This is a genomic window from Larkinella knui (genome assembly GCF_003858645.1).
In the GTDB taxonomy this organism is placed as follows: Bacteria; Bacteroidota; Bacteroidia; order Cytophagales; family Spirosomataceae; genus Larkinella; species Larkinella knui.
Window position 1 is genome coordinate 861,188 of record NZ_RQJP01000001.1, and the last position, 17,185, is coordinate 878,372.

The window sequence follows — 17,185 nt, forward strand, 5'->3', positions numbered from 1 at the left end:
AGTAAAAGTTAACGGGAACACGGATAGAACTGATTAAAATCTGTTTTGATCCGTTCTATCCGTTCAATCCGTGTTCCTATCAGTCAGGCAATCAGCGGTGTGTCCAATTCGGCCAGTGACTCCAAAATTTCTTCCTGCGTCACTTCATGTTCCACCAGTTTGCCCGACAGATACTGTTCGTAGGAACCCATATCGAAATGCCCATGTCCGCAGAGGTTGAACAGAATCGTTTTGGCGGTCCCTTCTTTTTTGGCCTGTTCCGCTTCGCGGATGACCGTCGCAATGGCGTGGGTGGCTTCCGGAGCCGGGATGATGCCTTCGGTCTGGGCAAACTTGATCCCGGCTTCAAAACATTCCAGCTGCTTGATGGACTGGGCTTCGATCAGGCCGTCTTTCAGCAACTGGCTCACGATGGCCCCCGCGCCGTGGTAGCGCAAACCGCCCGCGTGGATGGGAGCCGGAATGAAATTATGACCGAGCGTATACATGGGCAGCAGGGGCGTCATGCCCGCCGTATCGCCCAAATCGTAGCGGAAAACGCCACGCGTTAGTTTCGGACAGGAAGCGGGTTCGGCGGCAATGCAACGGATTTTCCTGCCTTCTTCCATATTCAGGCGAAGGTAGGGAAACGAAATACCGGCGAAATTGGAACCACCCCCGAACGGCGCCACGATGATGTCGGGAAAGTCGCCGGCCTGTTCCATTTGTTTAATCGTCTCCAGACCGATCACCGTCTGGTGCATCAGAACGTGGTTGAGCACCGAGCCGAGCGCATAGTTGGTATTTTCGTCCTGAAACGCCAGTTCGACCGCTTCCGAAATGGCAATGCCCAGACTTCCCGGTGAATGCGGATCCGCTGCCAGAATTTTCCGGCCGGTTTCGGTGCGGTTCGACGGCGACGGATAAACCGTGGCACCCCAGGTGTTCATCATGATTTTGCGGTACGGTTTTCCGTCGTAGCTTGCCCGCACCATGTACACCTCGCACTCGATGTCGAACAGTTTGCAGGCAAAACTCAACGCGCTGCCCCATTGACCGGCACCGGTTTCGGTGGTAATGCGCTTGATACCAGCCTGTTTGTTGTAATAGGCCTGCGGAATGGCGGTATTCGGTTTATGCGACCCGGCCGGACTTCCGCCTTCGTATTTGTAGTAAATTTTGGCGGGTGTATCCAGCAATTTTTCCAGGCCGTAGGCGCGGAAGAGGGGCGTGGGACGCCAGATTTTATAAATTTCACGGACTTCATCGGGAATCGTCACCCACTTTTCGGTCGTCACCTCCTGCTTGATCAGTTCCATCGGGAACAGGGGCGCCAGCATGTCGGGACCAATCGGTTCTTTGGTACCCGGATGCAAGGGGGGCAGCGGTTTGTTGGGCATGTCGGCCACGATGTTGTACCATTTTTCGGGAATGTCGGTTTCGCTCAGGATAAATTTTTTCTGTGCCATGCGTTTACGGGGTCTGGAACATAATGAACCCCTAACTTAGCAATTTACCTGATGTATTTTGATGACGATTCGACAAATTAAACCGGAAGAGACGTATGCCCTGCGTCACGAGGTTCTGTGGCCCGACAAACCGGTCGCGTATGTGATCCTGGACGACGATGCGAAAGGCCGGCACTTCGGCGCTTTTCTAGCCGGGGATTTAGTAGCGGTACTTTCGCTGTTTGTCGAAAATGGAGTCGCCCGCTTCCGGAAATTTGCCACCCGCCCCGATTGCCAGCGGCAGGGAATCGGCACACGGCTATTGAATCAGGTTATTGAAGATGCCCGAAAACAAGGAGCGCATACGCTCTGGTGTGATGCGCGGCTTTCGGCGGCCGATTTTTACCGGCGGTTTGGCATGGAGCCGGAAGGGGAGCTGTTTTACAAAGGAGAAATACCGTATTCGAAATTCGTGTTGGAATTATAAAAAAAGCCCACGGTTTAAACCGTGGGCATAGGCATGGATTCGAGAGTGGGGGAAACCGTTTTAACGGTTTTGGAATCCTCAAGCGGTTACCAAATACCGACGCTATAGGGACGCGCGGTTCAAACGGCGAATTACTTAAAACTATTCACCATGCTGTTGTGCAACGTCCGGGGGCTCCAGTAGCCGCTGGCGATGATCCGGCGAACACTCAGCAACGGATTTTCGTCATCACGCTTTTTTTCGGCCAGTTGATACGCGCCTAAATAGCCTCTTTTCTTCAATTCAACGGTGGCTTCGTGGTTCCACAGACCGAACGGATAGGCAAAGTGCTTGATCGGTTTTCCGGTAATGGCTTCCAGCTTTTTGGTCGGTTCTTCAATTTGCGTAACCCAATCCTGGCCCTGGTATTTCTTGACGTTGTGGTGATCCCAGGTGTGGCAGCCGATGGTGTGACCCCGGTCGGCCAGGTCCTTGATTTGCTGCTTGTCCATATATGGCTGGTAACCACGTCGTCCAATGGCCACGGTCATGATGAAAAAAGCGGCTTTAAACTTATGCTTATCCAGAATGGGAACGGCGGTTTCGTACTGATCCAGATCTCCGTCATCGAACGTAATCATGACCGGTTTACTGGGCAGAGTCGCTCCGGTGGTCAGGTACGCGTAGAGTTGGTCCGGCAAAATGGCATGGTAACCGCTGTCGGCCAGCATTTTCATCTGGGCTTCAAAAACAGAAGTGGGGCAAATGTAGTCCTTGGCGCTTTTTGAATCGTTGGCCCGCCATTCCCGAATCTGGTGATAACAGAGAATCGGAACCTGTTTGCGACTCAGAATGGTAGCGGCATCGGCGATGTTGCCTGCCGGAATCGTCGTGGGATCAGGAACGGCGTCAGCTGCTTTGGCGGTCACCGAAGCCGGAGTGGCGGCCACCGCACCAGTTTTAGCATCGGTGGTTTGTGAACTCTCCGTCGTCTGGTTACAGGAAACAACGGTTGCGGCAGTCAAAAACGAAATGGCAAGGGGGATCAAGGTACTTTTAATACGACTCATCTTCTTCCGGAGCAACACAAATTTGAGTGAATAGTAGTTTGTCAGGTAGGCAATATACGCAAAAGGTTTCTTTGGTAACTTCGGATTGACGACCGTCTTACCACTATTTTTCAACCGGATTTGCTTTCCACTGACTATCAGTCCGGACCGAAATGTTGATGGGTAGTTTTATTCCGGCTGGTACTGGCGTTTGGCCAGCGAATAATACGGTCGGAAACCGTGGTGCTGAAAAACTTTTTTGGGATCATCCGGAAATTCCTGCCGGTATGCCTCATCCGGTTGCAAGACGATCGGCGAACCGGCCCGCATGTAGTTGCTGCTGTGCACGTAAGTCGGTGGTTGGTATTGGGGCAGGGATTTTCGGATTAATTTCGAGAGGAGACCACCGAGGTATTTTTCGAAGGTGCGTTGCGATTTTTTGGATCGGTTATTAAGTTTTCGATAAATCGTACCGGCATACAGTCGCACCGGCAGCGGTTGTTTTTTCAGGGTCGATTTAACGTCATGGAACGGGTTCGTTGTGTTAAAATCATCCAGGGTTTGCAATGAAAAAGGCGTTTCGGGCACCCAGTCGGCCGCATTGACGATGGTATGTGCCCAGCCATTGCGCGTAATGAATTCGTAATCGTAGGCATAAAAAAGGTTGCCCGGTTTGGGGGCCGCACTGCAATAGGCTTTGATTACCAGGTCTTTCGGTAGCTCACCTTTTTGAATCAGGTAGTGAAGATGGGAGCGCAACAGAATCGTCAGGGCGGCTCCCTGGCTGTGTCCCATCAGCAGAAAATCCCGGACTCCGCTCGCATATTGCGCCCGGATTTGGGTTAACAGGGTTGGAGCCAGACTTCCCAGGCCGATGAGCCAGCCCACATGAACGAGGGCTTTGGGGTCGCTGGCAAGTTGATACTCGAATTTTGTGCTGTCATTCAGCGTCAGCGAACCCGTTGCGGGAACCATGGCTGCGTAAAAATTTTCCAGCCAACTGGGCACATCGACCGTTGTCCCCCGGATATCGATAACGGCTACCCGGTCGTTACGAACCCAGAGCGCCCAGCGATTGAACAGGCCCACTACGGGTGAGCGGTAAACAAACTTGTAATCGGGCGAAACCGGCGGTTTTTCGATGGGAGGGAGGGAGTCGTACTGCTGACCGGCCACCCCCAGCAGGTCAAGATATTCCTGAAGATTAAAACCGGGCTGGAGCCGGTTTTGGGCTGATACGCAGGTTACCACGGCAATCTGAACGAGCAGGACAAGTACGGAAAGTTTTTTCATAAGGTGTTGGAGAGCTGTTTGTTATGAAACCGCTTGCTCTTCTTTCTTCAGGCGACTTTCCAGCCAAAACGTGCCAAATGGCACCAGCGATGCTATAAAAGCAACGATCACCCGAATAAGGGACCAACGGCGGTCAATGGTGACGGCAATCAATGCAACAAGATACGCAATAAAGAGAACACCGTGTGCCCAGCCCACTACTTTGACAGCATGCGGCCAGCCGGCCAGGTATTTTAGCGGCATGGCAATTCCCAGCAGAACGAGGTAGGATATTCCTTCCAGAATGCCAATGAAGCGAAATCGACCGAGGGGAGTTTTAAGGGAGCGTGGCATACGTTTCAATTTACAGAAAGTGTTCACTGCAAACATACGACAGCATTCTTTTATATCCCTTACCACCAGAATGGTTTACCACTCATTTATGGTTGAAGCCATCCGTGTAATATGTTTAACCCAGTAGTTGGTATTGCATATATCTTGAACTCTATATGGAATCTCTACGTATGAATTCATCTAAATCGGAGACCTTCTGGTTTCCAGGCCGTTGGGTAGGCGGAACGACGCTGATTGCAGCGCCACTAGCCTTGCTCGCTGGCGAACTGCTTCGGATTCAGTTTGATTTTTTCTTTCCCCAGCAACTCAAGGCGTTTGAGCAACATCCCGCTCTGCTAACGACTTCGTACAGTCTCTTTTTAGCCGGCACTATTCTGCTTTGGCCTGCTATCCTGACGCTTTCCCGGCTGATTGGTCAGACGAAACCCGGCTGGGCGGTTTGGGGCGGAACGCTCGTTATTCTGGGACTCTTTGCGCGCACTTTCCATTACGGAATCAACCACCTGGCTTTTCAATTAGTCAGGGTGCAAAATCTGGAATCGGCGATCCGGGCCGTTGCCGATTCGTACGGTGCTTTCCACATCGTCGCTACCCTGTCGGCGGCTGTTATGTTTGGCTGGATCGTGCTGGCCATCGGGGCCTACCTTTCCGGCACCCTGAATCTATTCCGTTCCATCGCACTGGGTTCCATGGCGGCTCTCATGATTGGCGTTCTCAAAGGCAGTTCGGTGGTATCGGTTTTGGCAACCACCGGGCTTTGTATTGCCCTGATTCCGCTTGGCGTTCAGGTGTTGCAGGACGGGCCAAAACCGGGTATTCAAACCGTACTTCGTTGGTCGGTCCTGGTGGTTTTGTTGATCACAGTGATGTACTTTTTTGGACAGGCTGGCTAGGGCGGCCAACTTACTTGTTAAAGAATGTTAAGCCATCCCTGTTTAGTTTGATTGCTGCACCAGCCGTATCACCTTTGAAGGCAAAACCGGGAAAGCCTGATGATCAATTGCATTTTATTCCGACGGATACTAGGTTGGGTGAGTTTAGCCGCTCTGGCAGGGTGTGGACAATTGAGCCGTGACCCGTCGGTACAGTATAGCTACCAGATTCCCAAGTCGGTTGAGGACGGGTGGTCAGTTGCCTCGCTCCAAAGCCAGCAGATGAATCCGAAACCGATTGAGCAGCTAACGGATATGATCACCACCGAGCAGTATCGGAATATTCATAGTCTGTTGATTAGTAAAAACGGCAAGCTGGTCTACGAAAATTACTTTGGTGGCTATACGGAATCTGTTCCCGAAAACATCTACTCGGCTACAAAAAGCATTACCTCGGCTTTGATCGGCATTGCGTTGGATAAGCGTTTCATCAAGAGTTTGGATGAGAAAGTCGTCGATTATTTCCCCAAAGAGGCTCCCTTGCCGAACCTTACGGATGCGAAAAAACAGATCACTATTCGGGATTTGTTGACCATGAGTTCCGGTCTGGACTGCAACGATGACGATTCGCAATCGCCGGGGCGCGAAGAAAAGATGTATCAGGCTCAGGACTGGATCCGTTACACCCTCAGCCTGCCCATGGAAAATAGTCCCGGCACACAAACGCACTACTGCACCGGGGGCGTGGCCGTTCTGGGCGGTATTCTTCAGCAGGCCACTGGAAAAACCGTTGATGAGTTTGCCCAGCTCTATCTGTGGGACCCGCTGACTATCAAGCCCATCCGCTGGGATCGAATGCCAGCCGGGCCGGTCAATACAAGTGGCAGACTATTTATTCGACCCCGGGATATGGCCAAGATCGGTCAACTCTACCTGAACAAAGGGCAGTGGCAGGGTCGGCAAGTGATTTCGGCGGATTGGATCGACGCGTCGACCCGCCACCAGACTCTTCTGCGCAATCAGGAATACGGTTACTTGTGGTGGCGTCGGCAGTTCACGGTGGATGATAAAATCTATCCTGCCTACTACGCGTCGGGCAATGGTGGACAGTTTATCGTGGTCATTCCCAGTGCGGATCTGGTGGTTGTTTCGACCGCCGGAAACCTGAATTCCGGGCTCACCGCGCAGATCTTTGGTATGATTCGGTTCGGCATTCTCCCCGCTTTGTTATGAAAACAACCTGGCTCAAGACCCTGATTTGTATCCTCGGAACGACCGTTTTTGCCCCTGCCGTGGCGCAGCAACGGAACCGGTTTTTGGGAATTAGTGCCGGAGTGGCTCCGCTTCAAATCAAGGATCAGCTTCATTCACCATACACCTACCGCGGAACCGGCCTGAAGCTGAGGGTTGTGTATGAACAGGAGCGACCGCAGACGCAATGGCAGCTCGAAACCGGTTTTACGCAGGTAAATCCCCAATCGGTGGTTTCCAGAAAAGCCGCCAGCCGATCTATGGACGTGATTTTGAATTACCGCTGGCGGCTTTCACCAGCCGACAAACCGGAAAACCGCCTTCAGTATTTTGGTGGCGCTGGCCTCCGGCTCTTAGGGAACTCGACAAATTATTCGCCCGATACTGACGTGGCAACGGTTCTGACTACAGCAGCGGTTTCGTTGGGAGCGTCGGCCCAAATGTCGTACCGGTTTAGTCCGGCTCATCGGCTACAGATTCAGGCTTTTGCTTCGGCAGCCAGCGCCGTGTATCGCCCGGATTACGCCTATTATGGCAAAGAACAGTTTTCGGTAAGCTGGTTAGGTAAAAATCAGATGGCAGATGTTCAGGTCAGTTATCAATACCAATTCCGCAAAAATTTTTGCGGAATGGCTACGTATCAGCTGAGTTATTTCAAATACGGGCAACCAAGACCCGTTATTTGGTTACAGCAAAGTTTCGGAGTAGGGATACAAAGGTCCTTTTAATCGAATGAAGCAGAGCGGTTTAGCCAACGTGCTTGCTGTTTCGTTGCCTGCTATTTCATTTTCCGGATTAATTATAAACGAAAAAAGGCAAACCGAAGCCTGCCTTTTCGTATTTCCAATGAATAATTTGAATTAGCCAACGCTACCTTCCAGGCTGATTTCCAATAGTTTCTGAGCCTCTACGGCAAATTCCATTGGCAACTGGTTCAATACTTCTTTGGCATACCCGTTGATGATGAGCGCCACGGCTTGCTCCGTCGGAATACCGCGTTGGTTGCAGTAGAACAGTTGATCTTCCCCAATCTTTGACGTGGTCGCTTCGTGTTCGACGGTTGCCGTCTGGTTGTTCACTTCGATGTACGGGAACGTATGCGCTCCGCAACGGTCGCCCAGCAGGAGGGAGTCACACTGGGAGTGATTCCGGGCATTTTCGGCCCGTTTGAACACCTGCACCAGACCCCGGTAGGAGTTTTGGCTCCGGCCTGCCGAAATTCCTTTCGACACGATCCGGCTTTTGGTGTTTTTTCCGATGTGGATCATCTTGGTGCCCGTGTCGGCTTGCTGGTAATTATTCGTTACCGCTACCGAGTAGAATTCGCCGATGGAATAATCTCCTTTCAGGATCACAGACGGATATTTCCAGGTAATGGCCGAACCGGTTTCCACCTGCGTCCAGGAGATTTTCGAGTGAGCGCCTTCACAAATACCGCGTTTGGTCACGAAGTTGTAAATACCGCCTTTGCCCTCTTTGTCGCCCGGATACCAGTTTTGCACCGTCGAGTATTTGATCTGCGCTTCTTTGGCCGCAACTAACTCAACCACAGCTGCGTGCAACTGGTTTTCGTCGCGCATGGGTGCCGTACAGCCTTCGAGATAGCTCACATACGAACCTTCGTCAGCCACAATCAGCGTCCGTTCAAATTGCCCGGTTCCGGCCGCGTTGATCCGGAAATAGGTCGAAAGTTCCATCGGGCAACGAACGCCTTTGGGAATGTAACAGAACGAGCCGTCGGAGAAAACCGCCGAATTAAGGGCGGCAAAGTAATTATCTCTCGGTGGAACCACCGAGCCTAAGTATTTTTTAACCAGTTCGGGATGTTCCTGAACGGCTTCGGTCATCGAACAGAAAATGATGCCGAGTTCTTTCAGTTTCACTTTAAACGTCGTCGCGATGGAAACCGAGTCGATTACCGCATCGACGGCAACGCCCGAAAGCCGCTCCTGTTCCTGCAGCGAAATGCCCAACCGTTCGAAGGTCGCGCGCAGTTCGGGGTCGATCTCGTCGAGACTATTGATTGTTTTCTTCTGCTTGGGCGCTGAATAGTACTTAAGCCCCTGATAATCAATAGCTGGATAGGTCAGATTAGGCCAGTGTGGTTCTTTCAGCGTAACCCAGTACCGGTACGCCTTCAACCGCCATTCCAGCATCCATTCCGGCTCGTTTTTTTTAGCGGAGATGAACCGAACGATGTCTTCGCTTAAGCCAATCGGTGCCTCATCCGCTTCAATCAACGTTTCGAAACCGTATTTATATTCGGAATTGGTAATGCTTTCTAAAATTTCAACGTCTTTGCTCATAATGGGTTGCGGGCTAATACACGCAAAAGTCAATGGAATAACAAAACGGATCGGATGACTGTTCCATTCCAATTAGGCAAATATCGGAAAGTTTCCCTTTATTTGGTAAATCCGACAAAACTAAGCCAATTGTTCGATATGCCGTCTGACCAACCCGTCGATCCTAAAAAACGCATCAATATTGAACTGCTTCTGGGCCTGTCGGCTACCTTTTTGAGTTTTGCCGCTTTAATCGTGTCTATTTTTCAAACCCGTATCGCCCGGGAACAGCAGCAGGCTTCTGTCTGGCCGTATGTGCAACTTGCGGGGAATCACATTGACAACGATTTTGTCCTTGTTTTGAAAAATAATGGAGTCGGTCCGGCATTACTTAAAAAAGCCGAATTTGGGTATCGCGGCAAAACCGCAGCCTCTCATATTAAGCTGTTCAACGAGGTCATAACGACCGAAATACCCCGGGACTCCGTACAGCGGGTGGGACGTTTCTGGAATGACCTCAGGCCCGGCGATGTCCTTAAAGCCGGGGATGAAATTGAAATCTACAAAACGCAGAACAATAGCTATTGGGCTGATTTTCTGAGCGATGTGATTGCTGATCCGACGTTTCAGTTTCGAATCACTTACGCCGATGTCTACGGAAATTGCTGGCTGCTCGATCAGGGAAAAGTCACTCCGCTGGACGATTGCCCACAATAAAGCCGTTACTCTTTATCCGCAGGCACGTTAACGCCGAACGGAATCGGTCTTGAAATGCGCTCTTCCAGCGAAATAAAGGTTTCGGTCCGTTGAATACCGCCTACTTTCTGGATTTTGTCATGCAGGACTTCGCGCAGATGCTGCGTGTCCCGGCAAACGATTTTGGCAAAAATGCTGTAAATACCGGTGGTATAATGCAGGTTGACGACTTCAGGAATTTTCAGCAGTTCAATTGCGACGTCTTCGTAGAGCGAACTTTTATCCAGATAAATCCCCAGAAAACCGCTAATGTCCCACCCCAGTTTCGTGTGATCGATCACCAGCTGCGAACCCCGGACGATGCCCATCTGCTCCATTTTTTTCATCCGGACGTGAACGGTTCCGCCCGAAACGAAAATCCGCTTGCCAATTTCGGTGTAGGCCATGTTGGCGTCTTCCATCAACAACGTGAGGATCTTGAGATCGACATTATCAATCTCTAAATTTTTTTCCATTTGAACCGTACTTTTTTTAATTTCCTCAACAAAATAAGTGATCTTTTGAGAAAACAGAAATTTTTCTAATTTTTTTATAAAGAATTTGTAAATAAGACCGGATTTGCATTAACTTTGTACTGTTGAATCGATCAGAACGGTCAAAAAATTGATTTAACGGAGTTGTTTTCACCTTGTAGGATGTCGAAATTGGCAGACGTGCCCTCCTGTCTCGGGGGTGGTGATCACGGGAAAAACGCAGCATAATGCCGCTTGCAAAAGCGACTGGGGTTGACCACCAGAAGTTGTACTGTAGCTAACCGCACCGTGGGTGGTTCGAGTCCCCCTCCTACAGCATTTGGCCTGATCTGAACATCGGCCGCAACAAAATTAATGGCTTCGGCAGTTCGCTCCGGCAGCTGCATTCCGATTGGTTTTTAGTTTGTTGATGAAGTGTAATCTTAACACGCCGGCTCAGGTTGAGGCCGGCGTTGTTTGTTTTGATGGATTGCTGTGATAATAAAGCGGAAAATGATGCGGTAAAGGTAAATTTTGCGGTTATTTGATTCCGAAAAATGGCTGTCATCACCCGTATCATCAGCATCACCGTAATCATCGTCTAATGTCGGATCCCATTATTCTCGGCGTTCTTTTTCTGATTTTAGCAGCGGTTCTTACCACCTCTGCTAGTCCGCGTCCGTTCTGGCAGAAGTTTTACCACTACATTCCGGCTACCCTTCTGTGTTACTTTATACCCTCCTTATTAAATACCCTGGGATGGGTCGATGCCGATAAAACGGAATTATATCCGGTGGTTTCGCGCATTCTCCTGCCTGCTTCACTGGTGCTGTTTACCCTCAATGTCGATTTCAAAGCTTTCCGGCGTTTGGGCCGTAAATCCATAGTGATGTTTGCCGCATCGGCCACCAGCATCATGCTGGGCGGACCGCTGGCGGTTTGGTGCATCGCCCAGCTAGCACCCGAACTGGTTGGCGGGCAGGGGCCGGATGCGGTCTGGCGCGGGCTGGCCACGCTGGCCGGAACCTGGATCGGTGGAGGGGCCAACCAAACCGCACTGAAGGAGGTTTTTCAGCCCAGCAGCAATTTATTTTCCGCCATTGTAACCGTCGATGTGTTCGTTTCCAATCTGTGGTTGGGCATCCTATTATACGGTGCAGGCCATTCGGTTGCGATCGATCGCTGGTTAGGAGCCGACGCCAGCGCCGTAGAAGAGGTTAAACAGCGGATTCAGGGCCAGGTCGATGCCATTCGAAGGATACCGACGGCAACCGATTTGATCATGATTCTGGCGGTTGGTTTTGGGGCCACCGCCGTTGCTCATGCATTAGCCGATCAGATTGCCCCCTATATCGATGCCCATTCTCCGCTGCTGAGCCAGTTCAGCCTGAATGCGCCGTTTTTCTGGATCGTCGGCCTGGCAACAGCCATTGGAATTGGCCTTTCGTTTACCAGAGCCCGAAATTTGGAAGGCGTGGGCGCTTCAAAGGTTGCCACTGTTTTTCTGTACCTGATGATCGCTACCATCGGATTGAAAATGGATATTCTGGCCATTGCGGACCATCCTGGTCTGATTCTGGTAGGGTTAGTCTGGATGCTTTTTCACGTGCTGATGATGATCGGTGTCAGCCGGTTCATCCGGGCGCCCTACTTCTTTCTGGCGGTTGGCAGCCAGGCCTGCATTGGCGGCCCGGCAACGGCACCGATTATTGCCGCAGCTTTTCATCCGGTTTTGGCACCGGTGGGCGTGTTAATGGCCATTCTGGGATACGCCGTCGGAACCTACATGGGGTATGTCTGCGGAATAATGATGCAACTAGCGTCGCCCTAACCCTGACCGGGTGAAGACAATCTGCGGTTTTTTAAGTATTTTTGCATTTGCACCGAGACAGACAACCGTTTTCACAGCGTGAAATATATACGTAATTTTTGCATTATTGCCCACATCGACCACGGCAAAAGCACCCTGGCCGACCGATTACTGGAATTTACAAAAACCATTGGTGAACGTGACATGCAGGCTCAGTTTCTGGATGACATGGATCTGGAGCGCGAACGTGGTATTACCATCAAGAGCCACGCCATCCAGATGAATTACACCTATAAAGGCGAAACCTATACGCTCAACCTGATCGATACGCCGGGCCACGTCGACTTTTCCTATGAGGTTTCCCGGTCCATTGCCGCCTGCGAAGGCGCGCTGTTGCTGGTGGATGCCGCCCAGGGAACCGAAGCACAGACCATTTCGAACCTGTATCTGGCCATGAATAACAACCTGGTTATCATTCCGGTACTGAACAAAATCGACCTTCCCGGCGCCATGCCCGAAGAAGTGAAGGACGAAATGGTGGACCTGATCGGCTGCGAACGGGAAGATATCATTCCGGCCAGCGGCAAGGAAGGGATCGGTATTGAAGCGATTCTCAATGCCATTGTCGAGCGGGTACCACCACCGGTTGGCGATCCTGACGGTGAACTACAGGCCCTGATTTTTGACTCTCAGTTTAATTCCTACCGGGGAATTGAAGTTATTTTCCGGGTCAAGAACGGCCGCATCCGAAAGGGCGACAAGGTCAAGTTCATGGCAACCGGCAAAGAATATTTTGCGGATGAAATCGGTACGCTCAAGCTCAGTCAGGTCCCCAAAGAGGTGATCGAATGCGGAGACGTAGGGTACCTGATTTCGGGCATTAAAGTGGCCAAAGAAGTAAAAGTAGGGGATACCATCACCCGCTTTGCCGCTCCGGCTGCCGCCCCCATCCAGGGTTTCGAAGAAGTGAAACCGATGGTTTTTGCCGGTATTTATCCGGTCGATACCAGCGAGTATGAAGAACTGCGGGAAGCGATGGAAAAGCTCCAGCTCAACGACGCTTCGCTGGTTTGGGAACCGGAAACGTCGGCGGCTTTGGGCTTCGGTTTCCGGTGCGGTTTCCTCGGAATGCTGCACATGGAAATTGTGCAGGAGCGTCTGGAACGCGAATTTGATATGACCGTGATCACCACCGTACCCTCTGTGCGGTTTGAAGTCATCACGACCAGGGGAGAAACGCTTCAGGTGAGCGCCCCGGCCGAAATGCCCGATCCGAGCAGTATCGACTGGATCGAAGAACCTTTTATCAAAGCGCAAATCATTACTAAGGCCGAATACGTGGGCGCCATTATCGGGCTTTGCATGGATAAGCGGAGCCTTTTCAAAAATCAGGTGTATCTGACCTCCGACCGGGTTGAGCTTCAATTCGAAATGCCACTGGCGGAAGTGGTTTTTGATTTTTTTGATAAATTGAAAACCATCTCGCGCGGCTATGCTTCCCTCGATTACGAGTTTCTGGGCAACCGGGAATCGACGATGGTGAAACTCGATATCATGCTGAATGGCGAAGGCGTCGATGCGCTGTCGGCCATTGTTCACCGCGACAAAGCGTATGAATGGGGCAAGAAACTCTGTGAAAAACTGCGTGAGTTGCTGCCCCGTCAGCAGTTCGAAATTGCCATTCAGGCGGCTATCGGCCAGAAAATTATTGCCCGCGAAACCGTGAAGGCCCTGCGTAAAGACGTTTTGGCGAAGTGTTACGGCGGTGACATCAGCCGGAAACGGAAGCTGTTGGAAAAACAGAAAAAAGGAAAGAAACGGATGCGCCAGGTCGGGAATGTGGAAATTCCGCAGGAAGCCTTCATGGCGGTTCTCAAGATCAGCTAATTGGCACGATACACTTCGCATCTAACCAATTTATTTAATTAAATAGTAATCAATTGATAATCAGCGATTAAGTCTTATAGCCCGTTTGTCGTCAGTCAGTCCTACCCGTTAAATCAGCAATGCTGTGGCTTTACTGGATGCGTATTTGAAACCACTGACGGCAGATCAGGTTACCTTCCTGCTCCGGCGTGCTACATTCGGCCCAACCGCCGGGCAGGTCAGGGAATTCACCGGGCAAACGGCTTCTGACATCCTGAAAAAAATGCTGGCCGACCAGCCAGCCCCCAATCCTCCGCTCGATTCAGCCACCGGGAAGTCCTTTCATGACCAACCTTTCGATGTGGTCAATGCGGGTAAATTTACCGGATACATCAAGAATTGGTGGGCCAATCTGATGCTCAATCAGCCCGTATCGCTGCTCGAAAAAATGACCCTCTTCTGGTCTAATCACTTTGTAGTCACCGATGTGGCCGTCAACGATTACCGGTATGTGTATCAGTATAATGCGTTGCTGCGACACCATGCGCTGCGTAATTTTAAAGCCTTCACGATCGCCATTACGCAGGACCCGGCCATGCTGCGGTTTCTCAATGGCAACCAGAACGTTGCGGGGACAGCCAATGAAAATTATGCCCGCGAACTTCAGGAACTCTTCACCATTGGCCGGAATGGCGGTTATACGGAAGATGACGTTCGGGCGGCTGCCAAAGTCCTGACGGGGTGGACCGATACGGGGTATCGGAGTCCAGCCAGCGCAGCCATCGGCAGCACATTCCGGGCAAACCGGCACGACACCTCCGACAAAACCTTCTCGCCGGCGTATCAGAATGCGGTGGTCAAAGGTCGGTCGGGAGCCAATGCCGGCATCGACGAATTGAATGATTTGCTGACTATAATACTGCGTCAGGCCGAAACGCCCCGGTATATCTGCCGCAAACTATACCGCTGGTTTGTCAACTCGGACATCCCGGCCGAGGTTGAAACGAATTTCATTCAGCCCCTCGCCGATCTGTTCCAAAAAGGTAATTTTGAGATCAAACCGGTGCTAACAGCTCTGTTCCAGAGTCAGCATTTCTACGACGAATCCCTGCGCGGTGCGGTGATCAAATCACCGGTTGATCTGGTTGTCGGGACGTTTCGTTTCTGGGGATTGCAGGCTCCGGATGCAGTGGCAAATCCAACCGCCTTTTATCAAATCGGGAATTATATCTACGGTCGTGTTAAGGAACAGCAGCAGGATTTGCTGAACCCGCCAACGGTATTCGGGTGGACGGCCTACCATCAAACCGGCTATTATCAGCAGTGGATTAATTCGACCACCCTGGGCCTACGCGGCTCATTCGGTGACATGGTGACGACGGGTGCTTTAAAACTGAACGGCAAACCCGCTGTCGACGTGCTGGCGTATGTCAAGAACTTATCTGATCCATCTGATCCGGCCCGATTGGTGGACGAGCTGACCGGCCAATTGCTGGCCATTTTGCCGACACAGCCGCAAAAAGATTTCCTGACCGATACAATTCTCCTCGGTTCAATTCCCCGCTATGAGTGGACCCTCGAGTGGAACGATTATGTACGGTCACCGAACGTTGCGGCAAAAAAACAGGCGGTGCAGATGAAACTGACTGCTTTCCTGCAATACATTTTCCGAATGGCCGAGTTTCAGGTTATGTAAACTGGTCATGACCGGACCGTCGTTTTGGTCATGACCGCACTCACTCAGGCAATGAAACAAACGCGTCGTCATTTTCTACAATCTGCAGCTTCGTCGCTGGTACTTCCGGTCCTGATCGATGGGTATGGGGCCAAAGCGTTCGCCCGCCCGTCGTCGTTCATCCAGTCGTTGCTCGGTTTGGCTGATCAAAACGACCGGGTGCTGGTCATTATTCAGCTCCAGGGCGGTAACGATGGCTTGAACACGGTGATCCCGCTCGACCAGATGGGGGTGTATACGTCTCCGGGTTTTCGGGGCAATATTGCCATCTCCGAAGCCAAAGCCCTGAAGTTGAAAAATTACGCCGGCACCGGCCTGCATCCGGCCATGACCGGGATGCAGCAGCTGTTTAATGACGGAAAGTTGAGCATTGTACAGGGGGTTTCGTATCCGACACCCAACTTTTCACACTTCCGGGCGAGCGACATTTGGATGACAGCGGTGGATGCGGACAAAACCTCCGCTTCGGGCTGGACCGGACGTTACCTCGACAAACGGTTTCCGGGCTATCCGAACAGCTATCCTACCGGTAAAATGCCCGACCCGCCCGCCCTTCAAATTGGCTATGTGACGTCGACGGCCCTGCTCGGCCCGACAGATGCCATGACCATCGTGTTACAAAATCCCGACACGTTCGCCCGGCTGGTTGGCGAAACGCCCAAAGATCCCCTATCAACCATTCCGGGCTACGCCGGGCGGCAAATCGAATACATTCGCCAGCAGCAGGCCAGTTCGGTCCGGTATGCCGGGCAAATCAAAACCGCGGCTGGTCTGGGAATGAACCGGGCTAAGTACCCGGATAAAAATGCCCTGGGCGACCAGCTTAAAATCATCGCCCGGCTCATCAGCGGAGGTTTGCAAACCAAGGTTTATTATCTGACCATGGGCGGTTTTGACAACCATGCCAATCAGGTGGTGGCTACCGACACCTCGACCGGCACCCATGCGAATTTACTCAAAATACTCTCCGATGCGGTTCTGGCCTTTCAAAACGACCTGACTCAACTCAAAGTCGATGATCGGGTGGTGGGCATGACGTTTTCGGAATTTGGGCGACGGGCCATCTCGAACGGCAGTTTGGGCACCGATCACGGCACTTCGGCTCCCATGTTCGTTTTTGGCAATGCCATCAAGTCGCCCCTGGTGGGTCGAAATCCGAATCTGAGCGATCTCAACAACAACAACCTGAAGATGCAGACCGACTTCCGGCAAGTGTATGCGGCCATTTTAACCGACTGGCTCCAAACCGACGCCGACACCGAAACGGCAACCCTCTTTAAGGATTTTCCGGTAGCACCGGTATTTCGGCAGACCGTTACGGCACTGGAACCCGTGGTATCTGACGCGCGGCTGTATCCAAACCCGGCATCGGCCGGGGTGGTGCTGGAATCGGAATGGCTTAGGCAAGGTGTTAAATCCGTTCAGGTTACGGACCTGCAGGGGCGGTTTTTATCCGTGCAAACGTCACGGCCAACGCCGACAACCCTGCAATTTACAGTGGCAAATTTACCGGCCGGGAGTTACGTACTACGTGTTGAAACCGCGCCCGGTATGCTCACCAAGCGAATGGTAGTGGTGCATTGAAATGGG

Annotated in this window: 15 protein-coding genes; 9 read left to right on the plus strand and 6 right to left on the minus strand. The window is 51.7% G+C overall.

Annotation, left to right across the window (positions count from 1 at the left end; genetic code table 11):
* Positions 1–83: 83 nt before the first annotated feature.
* Positions 84–1,448, minus strand: coding sequence for a TrpB-like pyridoxal phosphate-dependent enzyme (locus EHT87_RS03420; protein ID WP_124903867.1), 1,365 nt, complete (start codon positions 1,446–1,448; stop codon positions 84–86).
* Positions 1,449–1,509: 61 nt separating this feature from the next.
* Between EHT87_RS03420 and EHT87_RS03425 the strand changes: the two genes are divergently transcribed.
* The gene (locus tag EHT87_RS03425; protein ID WP_124903869.1) at positions 1,510–1,914 is read left to right on the plus strand and encodes a GNAT family N-acetyltransferase; all 405 of its coding nucleotides are present in this window, start codon (positions 1,510–1,512) and stop codon (positions 1,912–1,914) included.
* A gap of 131 nt (positions 1,915–2,045) precedes the next feature.
* Here the strand turns inward: EHT87_RS03425 and EHT87_RS03430 are convergent, their stop codons facing one another.
* The 3 genes from EHT87_RS03430 to EHT87_RS03440 all read right to left on the minus strand — a co-directional run bounded on the left by EHT87_RS03430 (position 2,046) and on the right by EHT87_RS03440 (position 4,568).
* Positions 2,046–2,963 (minus strand): polysaccharide deacetylase family protein, encoded by a 918-nt coding sequence (locus EHT87_RS03430; protein WP_124903871.1) that lies wholly within the window; start codon positions 2,961–2,963, stop codon positions 2,046–2,048.
* Positions 2,964–3,131: 168 nt separating this feature from the next.
* On the minus strand, positions 3,132–4,235 hold the full coding sequence (locus EHT87_RS03435) for a lipase family protein (protein ID WP_124903873.1): 1,104 nt from the start codon (positions 4,233–4,235) through the stop codon (positions 3,132–3,134).
* Between the two features lie 21 nt (positions 4,236–4,256).
* Positions 4,257–4,568: a DUF3817 domain-containing protein gene (locus tag EHT87_RS03440; RefSeq protein WP_124903875.1), complete on the minus strand. Its 312-nt coding sequence runs from the start codon at positions 4,566–4,568 to the stop codon at positions 4,257–4,259.
* A 170-nt stretch (positions 4,569–4,738) separates the two neighbouring features.
* Here EHT87_RS03440 and EHT87_RS03445 point away from each other — a divergent pair, with 170 nt between their 5' ends.
* The 3 genes from EHT87_RS03445 to EHT87_RS03455 all read left to right on the plus strand — a co-directional run bounded on the left by EHT87_RS03445 (position 4,739) and on the right by EHT87_RS03455 (position 7,419).
* Positions 4,739–5,461, plus strand: coding sequence for a hypothetical protein (locus tag EHT87_RS03445; protein WP_221621977.1), 723 nt, complete (start codon positions 4,739–4,741; stop codon positions 5,459–5,461).
* Between the two features lie 99 nt (positions 5,462–5,560).
* Positions 5,561–6,673, plus strand: coding sequence for a serine hydrolase domain-containing protein (locus EHT87_RS03450; RefSeq protein ID WP_124903879.1), 1,113 nt, complete (start codon positions 5,561–5,563; stop codon positions 6,671–6,673).
* Positions 6,670–7,419, plus strand: a complete 750-nt coding sequence (locus tag EHT87_RS03455; protein ID WP_124903881.1) for a hypothetical protein — start codon at positions 6,670–6,672, stop codon at positions 7,417–7,419. The genes EHT87_RS03450 and EHT87_RS03455 overlap by 4 nt, the downstream gene beginning before the upstream one ends.
* A 132-nt stretch (positions 7,420–7,551) precedes the next feature.
* On the opposite strand, the gene sufB is transcribed toward EHT87_RS03455, so the two are convergent.
* Complete coding sequence (gene sufB, locus EHT87_RS03460; protein WP_124903883.1) at positions 7,552–8,997, minus strand: Fe-S cluster assembly protein SufB; 1,446 nt, start codon at positions 8,995–8,997, stop codon at positions 7,552–7,554.
* A 138-nt stretch (positions 8,998–9,135) separates the two neighbouring features.
* Here sufB and EHT87_RS03465 point away from each other — a divergent pair, with 138 nt between their 5' ends.
* On the plus strand, positions 9,136–9,693 hold the full coding sequence (locus tag EHT87_RS03465; RefSeq protein WP_124903885.1) for a DUF8453 domain-containing protein: 558 nt from the start codon (positions 9,136–9,138) through the stop codon (positions 9,691–9,693).
* A gap of 5 nt (positions 9,694–9,698) precedes the next feature.
* Here EHT87_RS03465 and EHT87_RS03470 read toward each other — a convergent pair whose 3' ends face one another.
* The gene (locus EHT87_RS03470) at positions 9,699–10,187 is read right to left on the minus strand and encodes an Lrp/AsnC ligand binding domain-containing protein (RefSeq protein WP_124903887.1); all 489 of its coding nucleotides are present in this window, start codon (positions 10,185–10,187) and stop codon (positions 9,699–9,701) included.
* A gap of 601 nt (positions 10,188–10,788) precedes the next feature.
* Between EHT87_RS03470 and EHT87_RS03475 the strand changes: the two genes are divergently transcribed.
* From EHT87_RS03475 to EHT87_RS03490, 4 genes are all read left to right on the plus strand, one after another.
* Positions 10,789–12,015 carry a DUF819 family protein gene (locus EHT87_RS03475; RefSeq protein ID WP_124903889.1) on the plus strand — a complete coding sequence of 409 codons (1,227 nt, stop codon included), beginning with the start codon at positions 10,789–10,791 and terminating at the stop codon, positions 12,013–12,015.
* A gap of 78 nt (positions 12,016–12,093) precedes the next feature.
* Positions 12,094–13,881 carry a translation elongation factor 4 gene (gene lepA / locus EHT87_RS03480; protein ID WP_124903891.1) on the plus strand — a complete coding sequence of 596 codons (1,788 nt, stop codon included), beginning with the start codon at positions 12,094–12,096 and terminating at the stop codon, positions 13,879–13,881.
* Positions 13,882–14,005: 124 nt separating this feature from the next.
* Positions 14,006–15,556 carry a DUF1800 domain-containing protein gene (locus EHT87_RS03485; RefSeq protein WP_124903893.1) on the plus strand — a complete coding sequence of 517 codons (1,551 nt, stop codon included), beginning with the start codon at positions 14,006–14,008 and terminating at the stop codon, positions 15,554–15,556.
* Positions 15,557–15,586: 30 nt separating this feature from the next.
* Positions 15,587–17,179 carry a DUF1501 domain-containing protein gene (locus tag EHT87_RS03490; protein WP_229320820.1) on the plus strand — a complete coding sequence of 531 codons (1,593 nt, stop codon included), beginning with the start codon at positions 15,587–15,589 and terminating at the stop codon, positions 17,177–17,179.
* Positions 17,180–17,185: the final 6 nt, after the last annotated feature.